The following is an 18034-nucleotide window of genomic DNA, read 5'->3' as shown; positions in this document are numbered from 1 at the left end:
TCTCCAGAGGTTTCTGCTTTCGTTCGAAAGCTGATCGGTGCGCGCTTTATCGTCCAGAAATGCAAAAATTATATGACAAATAATAAATTTATTATTTCCTTTGGCATTATCGAAAACGTGGTTAGACACGGATTAAAAAGAAAAACTTTCGAAAGAAAATTCTATGAAGCTAAGTGATTTGGACCAACGGCGCGATCGCATCATTGCGTTGCTGTCGGAATTTGGCGAATTGTCAGCCAATGATCTGTCAGATCGGCTGGGTGTTTCCGTTCAAACAATTAGAACAGATTTACGCGACTTAGATGAAGCTGCATTAGTGAAGCGTCGAAATGGGGTGGCGCGCCTTAGGCAGCAAGCCGAAAACATCGCCTATTCGCCACGCCTTAGCGAGTCCCGTTTGGAAAAACAACGCATAGCACAAGCCGTACAGGGGCTGGTGAAAAACGGGGATCGCGTGGCATTGGGTACCGGTACAACCGTGGAACAATGCGCCCGACTTTTGGCCAATCGGCAAAATCTCTTTGTTGCAACAAACAGTGTGCATTCGGTAATTGCCCTGCAGCATGCGCCTGGAGCTGTTGTTGAAATGGCTGGCGGCAGAGTCCGATTGAGGGATTTGGACTTCGTAAGCTCAACCAGCTGGCACTTTTTTGAACGCTTTCGAGTAGACATTGCCATTTTTAGCTGTGGAGGCATTGCAGAAAATGGAGACGTCTTGGACTTTAACTCCGACGAAATTGCCGTTCGAGATGCGATTGCTTCCTGTGCGAAACAAACGGTTTTAGTGGCCGATAGTGCAAAGTTCGGTCGAGATCTCCCATGCAAATTGGGAAAAGTATTCGACTATGACGTCCTTGTATCGGGCGTTGAACTGAGTGAAGAGATGCATACAGAATGCTTACGCGCCGGATGTAACGTCATCTCGGTGGATTCAACGGAAACTGGTCTAACTGCCTTTGATCAGCGTTAACCAGTGAAGTAACGGCATATTGGGTAGCGAAGATTTCAGAGCAGTCTCTTTTTTCTGATAGGAGGTTCCCCTAAAGCCACTCAATCGCGAATTGCGCATTTCATACAAAGCGCAGCATCGGTGGTTTTGGGCTCCTTGCTGCCGTTCTCCGCTTCGCGGCATCATTGGGGATCGGACCTGATAGCATCGACATGGACGGCCCTTAGCGGCCATTGGGCGGAGGTTTTCTCTGCCGCGATGCGGCCCGCCAGACCTGACGTTCGCTGCGTTAGCGGAGAGATATTTCCAACAAACTTGTTTCAAAGAGCCAGATCGGCGGCTACGCCAAAGGTCGCGTTGTACTGATCACTTGCTTGTCAAGCCCATCTCTTTCAGCTGCCTCAATTTTGCCTCGGCGGCCCAGGGCCTGAACTCGCGCGTCAAAATCAGAGGCCGTCTGCGATCAGGAAGCCGGAGCAGGATCTCATTCTGCTCATCGTCGTATCAGTTCAACGGCCTCAATCTCATCAAACCGGTAGCTAACAGATCGGGGCTCACGCCACGGAAGATGAAATTGCACGTCAACCATTCGTCGTTCCGGCGAGATGGTGACGATATGATCAGGTTTGAAGAGCGCGTTGTACAGGCTGCCCATGACAACGATACCGGTGCCGACAACACATAATCCAAGGACCGCCAGATACGCCAAAAGGTCGCCTGATCGGGACATGTCACCTTGGAGGACGGACGCAATCAGGTCACGGGCTTCACTGCTGAATATGCCAAAAAACGATCCGATGCCCGCGTTTGATCTCGTTTCTGAATTCGACATCCATGATTGATCCCTAAAGTGATCGCCGCAGAAATAATACATAGTGTTGAGGCGATTATTGGGCACCTTGTTTTCGTGCCGCGGGATGTTTCATGCCACAGGACTCAGCCGACTTTCCGCAAAGGCCACTTACAACCGACATGCTCCGCATTGGTTCGGCTGGGAAAAAGGAGGCCTCAGCAAGGATCACCTTAGTTGTGTGATCTGCCCGCTATATCAAGAATGGTTTGCCAAGGCGCCGAGCCGGTCTCGTTCAACAGCGATGGCCCCCACCAGATCACCCATTCAGCGCCAGCTGAAATCGCTTGTGACACCATCAGGTCCGTTTCCTTTCCTGTCGGGGCGCGGGCCGCGTTGATCACCTCCGCCGGAAAGCTGGCTTCCAGAAACTTGCTTTCGTAGAGATCGGCATAGCCGAAGCCCTGCAAAACGACCAATCGCTGACGAGCCGGGACTGCGTCCTCCAGCCAGGACAGGTAATCCGCAACTGCCCTGTCTTCTGCCACGACGGCTCCGCCGCTTACGGGCGTGGCCAGATTGGACAGGTCCGCCGGCACAGGATAAATATCGAAACCCACTGCATCGGCGTGTGCCGAATAGTCTGTGACCTCCTTCAGATATCGCTGGATCTTGTCAAGTGTTTTGAAAGTCGGGTCATCGGTCAGAATGGGGGCATGCACCATCAGAACTGGCAGTTCTGGCGCGACGGCCTTCACCCGTGCGTAAAAAGCCGCGACGTCCTCGATAGGACGACCGTTGAAAATGGCTTCATCGTAAGTCGTTATCGCGGCCACATGTTCTGGCCCGGCACAGCTCAGAACCTGGCGGAGCGGGTCTTCATCCATGGGCAATTGACGAAGCGCCGCAGCATCCGGATATAGAAGTTCCCCCGGCAGAAGAAGCGTCATACCGGATTCACGCAACGCCGCGAAGGCAGGATCGCCCGGTGTGCAGGGTGGCAAGAAATCAATCTCATATCCCAGGCTCAGAGCGTGGGGCACTTCCTGATACTGAAACGTCGGAAAGTAGGTGTCGATCCCACTGGATTTCAATGTCGTGAACAGACGCAGATAGTCCCTGTCCTCGATTGTCTCTACCGGGGACCCGGCAACCCCAAAGCTCTGCGCCCGGCCCGGACCAGGCAGGCAGAGGACGGCGGCAGCGAGCACGCGCATGATGCCTGACAAACGCGCCATCAGGTCACGCCTTTCCTTGCATTGGCCGCACGCCACTGCGTTGGCGAAACACCGGTGACCCGCAGGAACTCTCGGTTGAAGTTCGATTTGGACGCAAACCCGACGGCCAATGATATCGCCAGAACAGTCGCATTGGATTCCTTCAACTGCTCGCAGGCTTCCTTGATCCGGAACTCATTGACGAATTGAGAAACACTCTGCCCCTTGTATCGGTTAATGGCGTTGGAGACCCGCCGGTCGGGTAAAGACAACCTGCGGCTTAGACGACGCAGATTCAGATCTTCATCCCGGTGTAATCCTTCCACAGCAAAGAGCGCTTCGAGACGCGTGACGATACCCGCGTCCTCCTCAGTTATGCCGGAGTCGTCAGGTATCGGGATGTCTTCTTGGTGCTCATTCTCTGAGATTTGGCCGAATGCTGCGAGAAAGCCGATGATCATGATGAATCCGGCTTGGAGCAGGCTGACGATCAATCCGGTATGTCGGCCCTCGTTGGTGATGAAGTCAAAAAGAATGAAGACGTCCGCGAGCCCGGATAGTATCAGAACGGCACCCGACAGCTTCATGGCAAGGATAACCTTGTCTGCAGCTCCCAGAGGCGTCAGGGCAATATGATCTGCGCCCTTGGCGGATTGCACGACCAAAAGCCCACCGAAGCTGAGAAAGCACAGAAGGATCAGCACATCTGCAAGGTCGGGCCAGAACAGCAAACCGACCCAGCAAAGAGCCGTCGCCACCAAAGGCCAAAGCCGCCGAAGCGTCAGGGGCGCATTCAGGGCGGAATAGGCAAGGTAGAGAAGCACTGGCAAAACCGGCGCAACGAAAGCGACCGGGCGGGCGGCCCAGTCAATGGCATACCCCCACCGCAAGGTGATCAGGATCGACTGCAAGGCGTAAAGCGAAATTGTTGCCAGAAACAGCTGGTGCGCCCGCAATCGCAGGTCGTTCCTTCGCGCGAACCAGACCATCATCCACAACAGCGTAAGGCTCGCAAAGAGAGTTATTGGTACAAAAATCAATACCGTAGACCCATTCGTTTTCAGGCACTTTAGGCTGGATCGCGTTTGAGGACGACCGAAAACGCGTTTCAGGACGCAGGGCGGCATCCTGTGTCTCAAGGTTCTGGCTAGTATCATTGATCGGAGAGCCACCATGGAACGACTAACTACAATCCTGAAATCTACGGCACTGGCGACAGCCGCCCTCGCGGGGGGATACGGCATCTACGAACTGAATCGCCCGGCGTATACCGGGGCCGCAGGTATAACCTATGGCGAGGCCTTCGCCCCTGCTCGCAACCGGTCTTTGGACTTTCACATTTGGTATCCAGCCGAGCCTGGAGGAAAGACGGTAAAGGTCGGAGGCAACGGCGTTTTCTACGGCACCGAAGCGGGCCGCCGTGCACCGCACAAACAAGGCCGGTTTCCGGCCGTCCTGATATCGCATGGGGCCGGAGGGAACGCTGGCCAGTTCGGCTGGATCGCCGAAAAGCTGGCTGAAGCCGGGTATGTTGTCTTGTTGCCGAACCATCCAGGAACCACCACGGGTAATGCCTCTGCCGAGGCCGCCGTGCGCGTATGGGAACGCCCCGCTGACCTGACGGCCGTGATTGACGAGGTGACCGGTCATCCGGAACGCTACCCGTTTATCGATACCGATGCCCTTGCCGTGCTTGGGTTCTCGGCTGGTGGATATACAGCGCTTGCTGTCTCGGGTGCCCGTGTTGATCCCGACCGTCTTCAGCGGTTCTGTGACGATACGGATCATGGGATGTCGGATTGTGCCTTCCTCGCGCATTTCGGGATCGACCTGCATCAGATGGATTTGCAGCCTGCGGGACAAGACCTGGCAGACCCGCGTGTACGTGCTGCCGTCGTGATAGATCCGGGCATTGTCAGCACTTTGACAGAGGACAGTATTGCGGCGATCGACATGCCCATGCTGGTCCTCAATCTGGGTCGCCAGGAAGACGTGCCATCAGGCGTCTATGCCGGCAACCTTGCAAAAAGCATTGCGTCCGCACGTTATGAAACATTGCCCGGCACCTCGCATTTCAGTTTTCTGGCGCAGTGCAAGCCGGACGGCGCGCAGATCCTCGTGCGTGAAGGCGAACCGGATGCGCTTTGCGAAGATGCCGGGGATCAACCGCGCAGCGCACTCCACGACAGCCTTGCCAAAGAGATCATCAGCTTTCTTTCGGTAGAGCTTGGAGCATAAGCGCGCTAAACTGAGCGGCGGTGCTATGCCGCCACCGGCCCAAAGGAGACAGTGGACACGCACTTGAAATGCTGCGGTCGCAGCCAGCATTCCAGCCACTCGCTGCAAGCGCAAATCTAATGCTTCATCGAATTCACATATCGCAGACTTTGCTGCCTTTACGCCATCAATCTGGAATGTCGGCTTGGTGATCATCTCTGTACAAGTCTTCTAATCAGCAACTAGGCTGGACCCATGGATCTCGTTCTCCGGAATATGGCTCTTTGTACTGCGCGGCACTTGGCTCTCGCCGTATTGCTGTCCGTCTGCTTCCATCCGAACGCTTCGCAAGCCGAACCTGTCTTGTCGCTGGCAGGAACACTTCCTCAATCGGGCGACTACGGGTCGGTCCTGGCCGCAATCGATGAACTTGGTGCGCAAGCGACGTCTCTTTCGGTTTATTGGGATGATTTGCAATCAGACAGCGTCTATGTCGCCGACCCGGATTGGCCCAGCATCGCACAAGTGGTGTATCCGCCCCGCGACATGCGCGTCCAGCTTACGTTTTCAGTCATAGACACGCTTACGGATCGACGCCCCCCTGATTTACAAGGCCTGGCATGGGATGATCCTGAGAACGTCTCGAATTTTATGTTGGTCGCCGCGGAGGTTCTGGGGCGGATGCCGGACGTAGACCTCGTCTCCATCGCCATCGGGAACGAGGTCGATGCACATCTCTTCGGGAGCCATGTCGATGATTACGCACGCTTCTTCAATCATGTGCGCGCAGCCATAAGGACCATCCGACCAGATGTGCCGGTCAGCATCAAGGTGACGTGGGCAGGATTTCGGGATCGGCCAGAGATCAGGGCTCTGGCAAATCAAGGAGACGTCGTTTCCCTGACCTGGTATCCGATGAATGAGGCCTTTGAGTTTTTGGAGCCGGAAGCGGCATTGACCGAGGTTGCGATCATGGCTGCGCTGGCAGATGGTCCCTGGGAGCTTTCAGAGGTCGGCTACCCATCAAATGGGTGCGGCGCATCTTCCGAAGCAGCACAAAGCGCGTTTCACGCTGGATTAGCGCAAGCAGCCCGGACAGAGCCCGAGCTGAGACTGGTGCAGCGGGTTTGGTCACACGATATTTCCGAAGGCGAAGTGTCGGCGTATGCAGACTACTATCAGAGCAATTCGTCCTGCTTTCGCGGGTTCCTGAGCAGCCTGGGACTGCGAACAAGGGGCGACAGCGCAAAAGCGGCCTTCGATGCTCTCGCTATTCGGTAGCCGACTCTGCCCCGGAATGGATATTCGTACACCGTGCAGCATCATGCAGTTCTGGGCTCTTTCCGGCCGTCGAAGGCAGCGCGGCATGCAGGGATTCTTGGGGGCTTTTCCGCGGTGCTCCCCCTGCCCAAAGCCGCCGTTAGCCGTCAGCTTCCAATGCGGCGTCGCGGCCGGGTGAACCTGCCATTCGCTGCACCAGCGAGATCAGACGGCGGTCAAATTCACTGTTTGCGGACGAAGCGCCATTTCGCTGCGCCTGCTCCAAGGTCTGCTTATGCCGCTTCAATCTCTGGCAGCCTTACATCGGCTTCCTTGAGCTGTTGGGCGACAATCTCATTGAACGTCATGCTTGGGTTCGTTTCGGCAAGCATTCCAACCTTTATCCAGAATTCCGCCTGCGCATTGATTGACCGGCACATGACTGTGCTGGCTTTGCGGATGTCCTCGTGTAGCCCGTCGCCTATTTTTACGATGCCCATTGAAATGTCCCTTCACGATTTATATACGAAATATATATGATTCGTATATTGGATGATGTGCCACCAGTAAAGGGAAAGAACGCCAGATGGACAGCTATATCAATGTTCCGGTCGCCCCCGCCGCTAAGGATGCGCGCCGGACTGAAAGCATCAAGCTCTATGGACCAGACGCATTTGCGGGAATGCGCCGCGCAGGAGCGCTGACCGCTGCTTGTCTGGACGGCGTCGCCGATCTGGTCCGCCACGGCCTTCCCTTGTCAGACATCAATACCTACGTGCTGGACTTCGCGGCATCTCATAATGCGATACCGGCAACCCTTGGCTACCAAGGCTACAAGTACGCCTGCTGCACATCAGTTAATCACGTTGTCTGTCACGGCTTTCCCAATGAGAAAAAGCTGCGGGACAGAGATATCGTCAACGTTGATGTGACGCTGATCTTTGACGGTTGGTACGGCGATTCAAGCCGGATGTACGCGGCTGGCAAGCCCAAGCGGGGGGCAGAGCGGCTTATCCAGATCACGCATGAAGCGATGATGCGCGGGATTGAGGCCGTGCGCCCCGGTGCGCGGCTTGGCGATATCGGCCATGCCATCCAGTCCTATGCGCAGTCAGAACACTGTTCGGTCGTCCGCGACTTCTGCGGCCATGGTATCGGGCAGGTTTTTCACGACTTTCCCGATATCCTGAACTTCGGCAGAGCCGGAGAAGGGTTAGAACTGCGCGAAGGTATGATTTTCACAGTGGAGCCAATGGTCAATCTGGGGCGTGGTGAAGTGAAGATGCTGGCGGATGGCTGGACGGCGGTGACCCGCAACAAGTCCTTGTCAGCTCAGTTCGAGCATTCGGTCGGTGTGATCGCTGATGGGGTCGAAATCTTCACCAAGTCGACAAAGGGCCTTCATGCACCCGGTGTTGAAATTCAAAAAGCAGCGACGTGAATAGCTCCCTCATTCCAGCAACATTTTCATTGATTGGGAACCTAGCGCCCGTCTATTTGATGCATGTGGGATGAAAACACCTGCGCTACAACTGGTTAGAATGTTGATCTGCCAAAGACCGAATCAGACCGGAAACGGGCGATCCTCGATGATGGCCTCCATCGCGAAGTAGGATGTGACGGCGTCAAGTTCGATCGTGTCGATGAGCCGTTGATAGGCACTGTCAAAGCTTTCCATGTCTTCAGTAACAATTTTGATCATGTAATCATAATCCCCACCAATGCGATAAAAATCCACGACGTCAGGAATTGATATCACATGACGCCGGAATTTTGTTAGCCAGTCTTTAGAGTGACTGCGCGTGCGCAGCATCGTGAACACCACAAGGTTTTTTCCAAAAGCACGACGGTTAATCAGAACGCGCTGCCCAGAAATCACCCCCCGTTCCTCAAGTAGTTTCAGGCGCCGCCAGCAGGCATTTTGTGAAAGCCCTACCAATTCGGCCAGCTCGCGCTGGCTCAACCGTTCGTCTCGTTGAAGCTGCTGGATAAGGGCGCGATCAATTTGATCTAACTTATGGTCCATTTTTCGATCAAAACCTTTATATATTTGGGAATCCTGGGTAGAATAGACATAAAATATCGATCTGACATCTATTATTCTACGGGCAATCAACATAAGGAAAAACCGCCTGTGACCGCCCTGACAAACTTTCGAGACGCGCTAAACCGCCCAGATCTTATTGAATTTTTACGCAACGGTCTTATTGGCGATGGCGCTGATATCGAAACAGCATTCGGGACACGTCAGCTCGTCTATGCGGATTACGTGGCGTCTGGGCGCGCGCTTCGGCAGGTCGAAGACTTTGTGATGGAACATGTCCTACCTTACTATGCCAACAGCCACACCGAAGCCTCGTATTGCGGGATGACCATGACGCGGATGCGCGAAGAAGCCCGCGCCACAATCGCACGTTTGGTCAAGGCCGATGACAACTGCCATGTCATCTTTGCTGGCTCGGGTGCGACGGCGGGAATAAACCGCATTGTAGGTCTGTTGCAGATCAGGGAAATGGTCGCTTCAGGCAAACGCGCGGTCGTTTTGATCGGCCCCTATGAGCATCACTCGAACATCCTGCCGTGGCGGGAATCCGGCGCCGAACTCATCGTCGTGCCAGAGGCCTTTGGCGGCGGCATTGATATGGACGCATTGCGGTCCAAACTGGCGGATGCGCAGGGTGCCGAACTCATCGTCGGCAGCTTTTCGGCGGCATCGAACGTCACGGGCATCCTCACCGATACGACAGAGGTCACACGCACCCTCAAAGCCAATGGGGCGCTTGCGATTTGGGATTATGCCGGTGGCGGAGCGTATCTCCCGATGGAGATAGGCGATTCCGACTGCCAGAAGGACGCGATCGTTTTCTCACCCCATAAGTTCCCCGGTGGCCCCGGCTCGTCCGGTATTGCGGTGCTGCGAGATAGCATTGTGCGTCGCTCAACCCCCACTGCACCTGGCGGAGGGTCGGTGAGTTTCGTTTCACCCTGGCGTCATGAATATGCCTCCAAAGTAGAGGCCCGCGAAGAAGCCGGCACCCCCAATGTCGTTGGCGACATCCGCGCGGCCCTTGTGATGTTGGTGAAAGACGCCATCGGGACCGACGAAATTCTTGCACGAGATGCGTTGCTTCGTGAACGGGCCTGCTCTCACCTCGCGCATAGCCCTAACATTCGCGTGTTGGGCACCTTCGATAGAGTAAAGGCGCTGCCGATTTTTTCGTTTCAGGTGTTCGACGATGACGGCGGCCCAGTCCACCAACAGTTGTTCACGCGAATGTTGTCAGATTTCTATGGCGTTCAGGTGCGTGGCGGGTGTGCCTGTGCGGGACCCTATGCCCATGCCTTGCTCGGCCTGGAAAAACCACAATCCGAAGACCTTTTCGCGCGGTTGGGTGCGGGCCACGAGATTGAAAAACCGGGGTGGGTGCGGTTTAATCTTAGCTATCTTCACAGCGATGCACAGGTTGAAACTATCCTGAGTGCAATCACGCAATTGGCCAGCACCGCGCGGGAAAGTGCGGCCAAGTACGACTGCGACCCGGCAACGGCCCGTTTCAATGTAAAGGCCGCCTAACGGCGACTTTTGTCAGCTGGAATGACCCAAAGGGTGCATGAGCCGATTTGCCCACCCGAAAATAGCAATTGAGTGGATAAGGTCCTGAATTTCGACCTCGTCCATTCCAGCTTTGCGCAGGGCTTTGATGTGGGACTGATCCGCACGGGGCGGCGTCGCGGTCAAGGCTTCGGCGAAATCCATTATCGCCGCGTCCCGCTCGCACAGCGCATCTCGCCGCTCAGTATACAGCGCTGAGGTTGCAAACGGCCCCGCCAGTTTGGCATGCTGGCGCGCATGAACGTTGGCGCAATATTGGCAGCCATTGACCAAGGACGCACCAAGCGCGCCTAATTCGCGATCCGCACGGGGCAGGCCACCCTCAACGTACATGATGGCGTTGAACAATTCCGTGCGAGCCACGTAGCTATCGGGATCATGGACAAGCGTACGCACATAGGGCGACACTTTTTTGGCGGACGGCGTGACCTGCATGGCAGCCAGTTGGCGCTCGGTGGCATCCTCAATTTCCACCGGGGGCAAATGCGGTGTCCATTTTAGCGGCTTGATTTTGATCTGTGGGATATCATCACGCATGATCGGTGTCTTTCAAAAGCGAGAGCCCGTGCACAATGCGCATTTCATAACACACCTGCGCTAGAAGCTCTGACAGGGCTACGATCTGGGGCACAGAAAACCCGACATCCAACAAGTCTTGCAAATGGGTTTTCGACGCATCGGAAGGCGTTTTCGCAATGAGATCCGTGTGACGCGCCAACGCAGCAAGTTTTCTGTCCTGCGGATCGCCGCCCGAGGCGAAGTCACGGAGTTCAGCAGTGCTTGGCGCAGGATAACTTGCAAGAAAATCAGGGTTTGATCCTGTCCCCGCCGCCCGTCGGGCCACGGCATAGCGCACGTCCGAAGACAGCCCGAGATTGTCATCTGGATGCAGAACAGCCGCACGGCAAACCTCTGCACCGTCAACAAAATTCGGCCGGAACGCTCTTAGCTCGTACAAAGCATCGTTCGGGGAAATCCCGAGTGTTGTGTTGATGACGTTGTTCGTTTTCATGTCAGACCTTCGGTAGTTTACAGCCAGCACGGATGCTGTCCGGAACGGGGATGAACATCAATCGGATCACGGGGGTGCAGGCCCCATCACCAGATCGGGCAGCCAGAGCGTGATTGCCGGAAATGCAGAGATCAAAATCAAGGCAACGAAAGGCGGGATTAACAGCGGTAGAATAGCGATCGAAAGCCGTTCGAATTTCACACCGGATACCGCAGACATCAGGTACAGTCCGACGCCCAACGGCGGTGTCGCGATCCCGATCAGAAGTGCCAGTGTGATGATCATGCCGAATTGCACACGGTCGACCCCAAAGGCATCTGCAACTGGCAAAAGCAACGGCAAAAGAATGATCTTGGCCGGTGTCGCCTCCATGAAGCAGCCAATCACGATCAGCAGAACCACGACAAATATGAGGAACATCGCGCGGCTGTCGATGGCGTCCAAGAATCCGGTCGCAAAGGCTTGGGGCACCTGCTCAAAGGCAAACAACCACCCCATTGTCTGTGATGCGCCGATAATCATCATGATGAGCGCGGACAGCAATGCGCTTTCTTTCAGTGCGGTCCAAAGCATATTGAAACTAACGGCGCGGTAAAACACCCCGACGATAAGCGTGTAAACACAGGCAATCACGCCGGCCTCTGTCGCCGTCGCGAACCCGAAAATGATCGCTCCCAAAATGATGCAGGGCGCAATAAGCGCTGGGATGCCATCAAGGATGGCGTGCTTGATCTGCGTCAGAGTCTTTGGTTCTTCGCGCGGCATGTCTTGGAATTCGCACATCACGCGGATGTAGGCGATGAAGGACGCCGCCACCAAAAGCCCGGGCACGATCCCCGCAAGAAAAAGACGGGCGACGGACTCATTTGCCAGCCAGGCGTAGACGATCAGGCTGATTGACGGTGGTACAATGGGACCAACCAGAGATGTCGCCACGGTCAAAGCCGCAGCGAATTCATGGGAATATCCACGTTCGCGCATCGCGCGCACCTCGATCTGTCCAAGGCCCGCGATATCGGCGGTCGCGGCGCCAGAAACGCCGGCAAAAATGAGCGAGGCAATCACGTTCACATAAGCCAAACCAGCACGCACACTGCCGATCAACGCCAGCGCGAAATTGAATATTTTGTCCGTCATCCCGACGGCATTCATCAAATTACCTGCAAGGATGAAAAAGGGAATTGCAAGGAGGGCAGGCTTGCTCGCGCCTTCGATGATCTGCTGCGGGAAGACGAGGGCAAAATCCATCAAGTCTGCCCAGTACAAGCCAGCCACAGCCCCCGCGCCAATGGCGATAGTGACGGGAACACCGACCATCATCAGCAGCAAGAAAGAGCCTATTACGACAAAGCCAAGCGTCATTTTGCGGCTCCTGTATCAAGATGTTCAAGCGGATCGGATTTTAGAAAAGGCTCAATATCGCCGGTCAAAACCTGCAAGGCATGCAAGGCAAAATGAGCCACAAGACACAGCGCAGACAAGAACAATGGCAGGCTGTGAACGTATATGGGGAGCGCGATTGTCTCCATGTGGCCCGTCTGCAAACCAATCAATTCAAGCGCTGGCGAAAGAACCATATACATGAATAACAGCCCGATCATGTCCGCAAAAACGGCAAGCATTTTGCGGACGGGCAACGGCATGCGCGCCGCTATCAGATCAACAACCACATCCCGGTTTTCTCGCATGTATACGAAAACACCTAAGCAAGTCGCCCAAATGAACATCAACATCGTCCAATGGAAAACTCCGTCATAGGCCTCGCCGAAAATAGACCGAGTTGCGATATTGAAGGCATTGATCGCCAACATGATGAGCAACAATAGAGCTATCGCGGCTTTGAAGGCAGCCGCGATAGCGTCTAAACTCGCTCCGAGAACGGAGAACGTGCTTTTCATTACTCCGCGCTTTCCCGTGCGGCTTCGACGGCGTCCATCAGGCCCTCTGGCAATTCTCCAGCCGCCTCACGCGCGGCGTAAAATTCGGACGTTGTCGCCAAGATCGCTGAGATGTTGAAACTGTCAGAATATGTCACGCCTTCGAGGGCTTTGATCCGTTCAACAGTTTCATCGGCGCCTGAGAAAATGGTGTCCCAAGCGAAGGCGGACGCATCTGCATGGGCGCGCAGCAGGGCGTCCTGATTTTCGGGAGAAAGGTCCTCGAATGCCTCTTGGTTCATCATGAACGCGATTGCCTGCGGGTATTCATCTGTACGCACGATGTTGGGCGCAACCTCATAGAAACGCGTGGCTTCAATCAGTTCCAGCGGTGACGTCACGGCGTTTACGATATTGCGGTTGATCGCATCGTAGACTTCGCCCCATGCAAGCACGACAACTTCGGCGCCTTGGTTTTCCCACACATCAATCACCAGCTGGCTGTTGAACTGACGAATGCGAAGTTCAGCGATGTCTTCTGCGCTGGTGATTGGATCGACAGACAGCAGCGTGCGGAACGAACCACGTGGGAATGCAGGTGCATCGCCCAAAACAGAAATGCCGGATGCATCGGTTACATTGTCAAGCCAGCCTTGCACCATATCGCCACGTATGAATTCGGCCCAATGGTCATAATCTTCAAAAAGAAAGGGCGCGGACGCATAACGAATATTATCTTCCCAGCGTGCAAGAAACGTCATGGCGGACGGAGCGAGCTGGATGACACCCGCGCTAAGCTGCTCGACGACCGCGTCCATTTCACCAATTTGCGAGTTCGGGAAAATCCGGATGGTCAGGTCGCCGTTCGAATACTCGGCAGTCTTCTCTGCGAGGATTTCATAGGCCTGACCTTCGATGCTGTCTGGCGACACCATGGAACTAAGGCGCCATGTTTCGGCGGCAACCGGAAGTGCGGCTGTGCTCAAAAGGGCGGTGACGGCTAAGCGAGTGAAACGGTTCATTGGAGACTCCCCTTGGTTTTTTACTTTACGGACTTGCAATTATGCAAACATAGCATAATGATGAGCCCATCATGTCAATAGAGAATAATAAAAAGTTTGACCTCAAAGTGTTGGAAGCCTTTCTGGCAGCCATGTCTTGCGGGTCCATGACGGGAGCCGCCGTTTATTTGGGCATTGGGCAGCCCGCTGTGACTCGCATGATCAAAGAACTGGAGCTGTCTGTCGGGTTTCAGTTGTTCCATCGCAACGGTCCTCGCATTTCCCCTACAGATCGCGGCCTGCGGTTTCATGAGGAAGTTGAACGTGTTGTTGCTGGCCTACGCCAAATCGGGCAGCGCGCCGATGCAATTCGCACGGAAAAAGTTGCGTCTATCGACATCGCCGCAACACCCGCTATGGCCGCAGGCTTGACTGGTGCGACATTGACGGCGTTAGGTGAACTCCTTCCACAGCAGATCACTGTCCAAACCATGAATGCTGAGCACGTTATCGGGGCCCTGCGCAGCCGAACTGCGGACTTTGGTATAGCGGCCAGCCCAATTGATCACGCGGGCATGGTGCGCCATGTCGTCTGTGAATCCCGTCTTGTAGGCGTGGTGTCAGACGCATCACCACTGGCGCACTCACGCGCACCTCTGCCGCTGTCGGTCTTCGCAGACCAACGCCTCATAACTGTCGGTAACGCGTTTCGCATACGCCATACAATTGATCAGGCGTTTCAAAAATCTGGTATCATCCCCCCTTCGGAAATTGCCACCAACGCGTCATTGAACGCCATTATGGCGGCCCGTTCTGGATTGGGCATCGCAATTGTGGACCCCGTCACGGCCTACGGTGTTCCCGTAAACGGTGTGAAGATCGTCGAACTGGCGACGGAAATGCCGTATTCCTGGGAGCTGTTAAGGGACGCCAATCGGGCCTTGGCACAACATTCCAGCGCCTTCGTTGATGCCTTTTACAAAGCCTGCTTGGCAACTGTGCCCGATTGCACCGTGAAAATGGCCGAGGGCGTGACATCCTTTCCACAAAGTCAAAAAACCTTACTGGGGACTGCACCATGACAGACGCGACTAACCTGACGGAATTGGAGGCCGACTTCACCCGCCAGCGCACCCTTCTAAACCTACCACCGAAGCCTTGGATGCCCGTCACCAAGGGCCCAAGCGGAGACCCCGTACTTGATGTTGCAATTATCGGCGCAGGGCTTTGCGGTTTGGTGGCGAATGCGGCCCTGGAGATGGACGGCATTAGCAATGTTCGCTTATTGGATCGCGCCCCTGCCGGCCAAGAAGGCCCTTGGATTACTTTTGCGCGCATGGAAACGCTGCGGACTATTAAAGAAGCCGCAGGTCCGGCTTTGGGCATACCTGCGTTAACATTTAGGGCTTGGTTCGAAGCGCAATGGGGCGTCGCCGCATGGGACGACATGACCCTCGCCCCGCGCACGATGTGGATGGATTACCTGAAATGGTATCGCAAGATGACCAAACCAGACATCACCAACGACTGTGACGTGGCAGAGATCGTTCCCGAGGGCGCGTTGTTTCGCCTCTCGACCAGCACAGGCGAAATCTGGGCGCGTCGCGTGGTTTTGGCGACGGGTTTGGACGCATTAGGCGCCCCCAAACTGCCACCTGTCGCCCAAGGATTGCCAGAGGGGAGCGTGTACCATTCGGCAGATGTTTTTGATGTCGACAGCCTGAAAGGCAAACGCGTGATTGTGGTTGGGGCTGGGGCCTCTGCAATGGACAACGCCGCTGCCGCCCTTGAAGCGGGATGCGCGCGGCTTGATCTCCTCATTCGCCGCCCCGCCCTTCCTGCCATCGACAAGTTCACTGGCACAGGGTCACGCGGCATGACTGCGGGCTATATGGCGCTGACGGATGCCCAAAAGTGGGAGATCATGGACCTTGGCGACAAGTTCCCTGTGCCGCCCCCTGCCCATTCCGTTGCACGCGTCGCGCGGCATAAAAATGCTCACCTGCACCTTGGCGCACCAATCAATGGAATGTCACATGGTGCAAACGGTCTATCCGTCGAAACGCCGCAAGGTGTTATCGAGGCCGACGTTGCCATCTTTGCAACAGGGTTTGGTATCTCAGAAAAGAGCCGCCCCGAACTCTCTCAATTCTTTGGGCACTGGCGCACGTGGGCCGATGTTGTCGGGGCGGACAAGGCCGCAAAGAACCCAGTTCTTGCCGCGCACCCGTATCTAAACGCTGACTTCACCTTCGCGGAGCGCACGGCAGGGACATGCCCCGCCCTCGCGCGGCTGTGCTGCTTTGCTTACGCGGCTGTGCCAAGTCAGGGTAAAGTCACATCGGGCATTCCATCTGCAACAGAAGGCGCTCGGAGGCTTTCGAGCGGTCTGGTGCGTTCATTCTTTGCCGAAGACGCGGCGTTCCATCTTGATCGCTTTGCGACCTATGACACCCCAGATTTCGAACCTGATATCTGGCCCGCTTCTGAATTAACCGCGGCCAACTAGACCCTCTTTCAAAAGGCTCCTTTATGACCTCTAAAGATCTCCACTCCAGTTCCATCATTGTCGATGCTTTGCAAAGTTCCGATTTCAACCGCGAAATCCTCCTCGATGCGCAACAAGGCGGCGTCAGCGCAATCAACGCGTCCTCCGTGCTCTGGGAGAATTTTCGCGGTGGTATGGATTACGTGACAATGTGGCGCAAGAAGCTGGCAGAAAACGCCGACATCGCCATGCTCATTCGTACAACCGACGACATTCGCCGTGCGAAAGCAGAGGGCAAGGTCGGGATCATAATGGGCTGGCAAAACACATCCCCCATCGAAGATCGCCTTGATAACTTCGCGCTCTTCAAGGACCTCGGTGTGAACATCATGCAGTTGACCTACAATACACAGAACTTCTTTGGCGCTGGGTATCTGGAAACAAGAGACAGCGGGTTGACCCGTTTCGGGCATGAAGCTGTTGATGCAATGGATGAGGCCGGCATTTTGATCGACCTGAGCCACGTTGGTATTCAGACGTCGCTGGATACCATCGAGTATTCGAAAAAACCGGTCGCAATCACCCATTGTCTGCCTGGCGCGCTTTTTGATGTCCCGCGCAATAAACCCGACGAGGTGTTTCAGGCCTGTGCGGCTAAAGGCGGTGTTATTGGAACATCATTGTTCGCGCCCGGATTGGCTGCCGGTAATGATGCCACGGTTGCACATGTGATTAATGCGATGGAACACACCTTGGATCTCGTTGGGGAAGATCACGTGGCCATCGGCACCGATTTCAATCACAACCGCGCGCGTCCCGGCCCTTGGTTGCTTTGGGCCAACAAAGACAAAGGAACCGGAAGCACGCTCGCCGATTTCGGGTCTGCCAAGATTTCAAAACCCGAAGGCATTCGTCATAATCGTGAATTCGGCAATCTCACTGAGGAAATGCACAACCGAGGTTGGAGTAAGGAGCGCATCGTCAAAATTCTGGGCGGAAATTGGATACGTCTGTTCGATCAGACTTGGTAAATAGCCGATATTGCCCTTGCTCTAATGGCCTTCGGCCTGCCCAAGTGATCACAGTTGCGCGCCATGAATACCCAGCCTTAGGACGCCCTGTTCCCGTGTTGCGGCAAACCGAAGTGGTTCTATTTTCAGTGCGCGTGAAGCTAAGTTGAATTCAAGGTGAGGCTCAGTCGAGCCGACCGCAGTGAGAGAGATGAAGGTCCGATTTTGGTAACGCTGCAACGCAGCATAGGGAACGTTGCTCAAGGTCCATAATGAACCGTGATTTGAGGGCTATTTTTTCCAGTTTCCTGAAAGTAGGCGTTAGCTGCAATGCGGAAATATGACAACGTGGGCTCGTTACCGACCAACGCCGCGCAGGGGACAAAGACCCGCATTGAATTGGCGAACGGCAGGACCGTTCGCCAAAATAGCTCAGATGTCGATACGTTCGGCGATGCTCAGGGCGTCTTCGAGTTCAACGCAAAGGTAGCGAACGGTACTATCGATCTTCGTGTGACCAAGTAACAGTTGGACCGCGCGAAGGTTTCCGGTCTTTCGGTAAATCTCCGCTGCTTTTGTCCGGCGGAGCGAGTGCGTGCC

At 55.1% G+C, this 18034-nt stretch carries 20 protein-coding genes; 8 read left to right on the top strand and 12 right to left on the bottom strand.

The window, feature by feature from the left end; all coding sequences use genetic code 11:
• Positions 1–163 precede the first annotated feature (163 nt).
• Positions 164–970, top strand: coding sequence for a DeoR/GlpR family DNA-binding transcription regulator (locus ACXAH3_RS15845; RefSeq protein WP_474863185.1), 807 nt, complete (start codon positions 164–166; stop codon positions 968–970).
• A gap of 472 nt (positions 971–1442) precedes the next feature.
• On the opposite strand, the gene ACXAH3_RS15840 is transcribed toward ACXAH3_RS15845, so the two are convergent.
• The 3 genes from ACXAH3_RS15840 to ACXAH3_RS15830 all read right to left on the bottom strand — a co-directional run bounded on the left by ACXAH3_RS15840 (position 1443) and on the right by ACXAH3_RS15830 (position 3948).
• Positions 1443–1847: a hypothetical protein gene (locus ACXAH3_RS15840; protein WP_474863183.1), complete on the bottom strand. Its 405-nt coding sequence runs from the start codon at positions 1845–1847 to the stop codon at positions 1443–1445.
• Between the two features lie 125 nt (positions 1848–1972).
• A complete protein-coding gene (locus ACXAH3_RS15835) occupies positions 1973–2968 on the bottom strand; it encodes a hypothetical protein (protein WP_474863181.1) in 996 nt (331 codons plus the stop codon).
• Positions 2969–2976: 8 nt separating this feature from the next.
• A complete protein-coding gene (locus ACXAH3_RS15830) occupies positions 2977–3948 on the bottom strand; it encodes a helix-turn-helix domain-containing protein (protein WP_474863179.1) in 972 nt (323 codons plus the stop codon).
• Positions 3949–4129: 181 nt separating this feature from the next.
• Between ACXAH3_RS15830 and ACXAH3_RS15825 the strand changes: the two genes are divergently transcribed.
• Positions 4130–5194, top strand: coding sequence for an alpha/beta hydrolase family protein (locus ACXAH3_RS15825; protein ID WP_474863177.1), 1065 nt, complete (start codon positions 4130–4132; stop codon positions 5192–5194).
• A gap of 234 nt (positions 5195–5428) precedes the next feature.
• Complete coding sequence (locus ACXAH3_RS15820) at positions 5429–6454, top strand: hypothetical protein (protein WP_474863175.1); 1026 nt, start codon at positions 5429–5431, stop codon at positions 6452–6454.
• A 139-nt stretch (positions 6455–6593) separates the two neighbouring features.
• Here ACXAH3_RS15820 and ACXAH3_RS15815 read toward each other — a convergent pair whose 3' ends face one another.
• Positions 6594–6740, bottom strand: a complete 147-nt coding sequence (locus tag ACXAH3_RS15815; RefSeq protein WP_474863173.1) for a hypothetical protein — start codon at positions 6738–6740, stop codon at positions 6594–6596.
• Complete coding sequence (locus ACXAH3_RS15810; protein ID WP_106358005.1) at positions 6727–6933, bottom strand: ParD-like family protein; 207 nt, start codon at positions 6931–6933, stop codon at positions 6727–6729. The genes ACXAH3_RS15815 and ACXAH3_RS15810 overlap by 14 nt, the downstream gene beginning before the upstream one ends.
• Positions 6934–7019: 86 nt before the next feature.
• Between ACXAH3_RS15810 and map the strand changes: the two genes are divergently transcribed.
• On the top strand, positions 7020–7874 hold the full coding sequence (map, locus tag ACXAH3_RS15805; RefSeq protein WP_474863170.1) for a type I methionyl aminopeptidase: 855 nt from the start codon (positions 7020–7022) through the stop codon (positions 7872–7874).
• A gap of 123 nt (positions 7875–7997) precedes the next feature.
• Here map and ACXAH3_RS15800 read toward each other — a convergent pair whose 3' ends face one another.
• On the bottom strand, positions 7998–8459 hold the full coding sequence (locus ACXAH3_RS15800) for an Lrp/AsnC family transcriptional regulator (RefSeq protein ID WP_474863168.1): 462 nt from the start codon (positions 8457–8459) through the stop codon (positions 7998–8000).
• Between the two features lie 108 nt (positions 8460–8567).
• On the opposite strand from ACXAH3_RS15800, the gene ACXAH3_RS15795 reads away from it, so the two are divergent.
• A complete protein-coding gene (locus ACXAH3_RS15795; protein ID WP_474863166.1) occupies positions 8568–10007 on the top strand; it encodes an aminotransferase class V-fold PLP-dependent enzyme in 1440 nt (479 codons plus the stop codon).
• Positions 10008–10019: 12 nt separating this feature from the next.
• Here ACXAH3_RS15795 and ACXAH3_RS15790 read toward each other — a convergent pair whose 3' ends face one another.
• The 5 genes from ACXAH3_RS15790 to ACXAH3_RS15770 form a co-directional block, all read right to left on the bottom strand.
• Positions 10020–10583, bottom strand: a complete 564-nt coding sequence (locus tag ACXAH3_RS15790; protein ID WP_474863164.1) for a peroxidase-related enzyme — start codon at positions 10581–10583, stop codon at positions 10020–10022.
• Complete coding sequence (locus ACXAH3_RS15785) at positions 10576–11058, bottom strand: CMD domain-containing protein (RefSeq protein WP_474863162.1); 483 nt, start codon at positions 11056–11058, stop codon at positions 10576–10578. The genes ACXAH3_RS15790 and ACXAH3_RS15785 overlap by 8 nt, the downstream gene beginning before the upstream one ends.
• A 66-nt stretch (positions 11059–11124) precedes the next feature.
• Entirely contained in the window at positions 11125–12420 is a 1296-nt protein-coding gene (locus tag ACXAH3_RS15780; RefSeq protein WP_474863160.1) for a TRAP transporter large permease, read from the bottom strand.
• Positions 12417–12956 (bottom strand): TRAP transporter small permease, encoded by a 540-nt coding sequence (locus ACXAH3_RS15775; protein WP_474863158.1) that lies wholly within the window; start codon positions 12954–12956, stop codon positions 12417–12419. The genes ACXAH3_RS15780 and ACXAH3_RS15775 overlap by 4 nt, the downstream gene beginning before the upstream one ends.
• Positions 12956–13957, bottom strand: a complete 1002-nt coding sequence (locus tag ACXAH3_RS15770; protein WP_474863156.1) for a TRAP transporter substrate-binding protein — start codon at positions 13955–13957, stop codon at positions 12956–12958. The genes ACXAH3_RS15775 and ACXAH3_RS15770 overlap by 1 nt, the downstream gene beginning before the upstream one ends.
• Positions 13958–14028: 71 nt before the next feature.
• On the opposite strand from ACXAH3_RS15770, the gene ACXAH3_RS15765 reads away from it, so the two are divergent.
• Genes ACXAH3_RS15765 through ACXAH3_RS15755 form a run of 3 tightly spaced genes read left to right on the top strand, consistent with a single transcriptional unit; the run spans position 14029 to position 17455 of the window.
• Positions 14029–15018, top strand: coding sequence for a LysR family transcriptional regulator (locus ACXAH3_RS15765; RefSeq protein ID WP_474863154.1), 990 nt, complete (start codon positions 14029–14031; stop codon positions 15016–15018).
• Positions 15015–16445 carry an NAD(P)-binding domain-containing protein gene (locus tag ACXAH3_RS15760; RefSeq protein WP_474863152.1) on the top strand — a complete coding sequence of 477 codons (1431 nt, stop codon included), beginning with the start codon at positions 15015–15017 and terminating at the stop codon, positions 16443–16445. The genes ACXAH3_RS15765 and ACXAH3_RS15760 overlap by 4 nt, the downstream gene beginning before the upstream one ends.
• Before the next feature lie 23 nt (positions 16446–16468).
• Positions 16469–17455 carry a membrane dipeptidase gene (locus ACXAH3_RS15755; protein ID WP_474863150.1) on the top strand — a complete coding sequence of 329 codons (987 nt, stop codon included), beginning with the start codon at positions 16469–16471 and terminating at the stop codon, positions 17453–17455.
• A gap of 411 nt (positions 17456–17866) precedes the next feature.
• Here ACXAH3_RS15755 and ACXAH3_RS15750 read toward each other — a convergent pair.
• Positions 17867–18034, bottom strand: a 168-nt coding sequence (locus ACXAH3_RS15750; protein WP_474863209.1) for a tyrosine-type recombinase/integrase, incomplete at its 5' end; no start/stop codon positions are given.

Source organism: Aliiroseovarius sp. ABM4_368, from assembly GCF_056161205.1.
The sequence above is the reverse complement of the archived record's forward strand: the minus strand, read 5'-3'. Positions and strand labels throughout refer to the sequence as shown.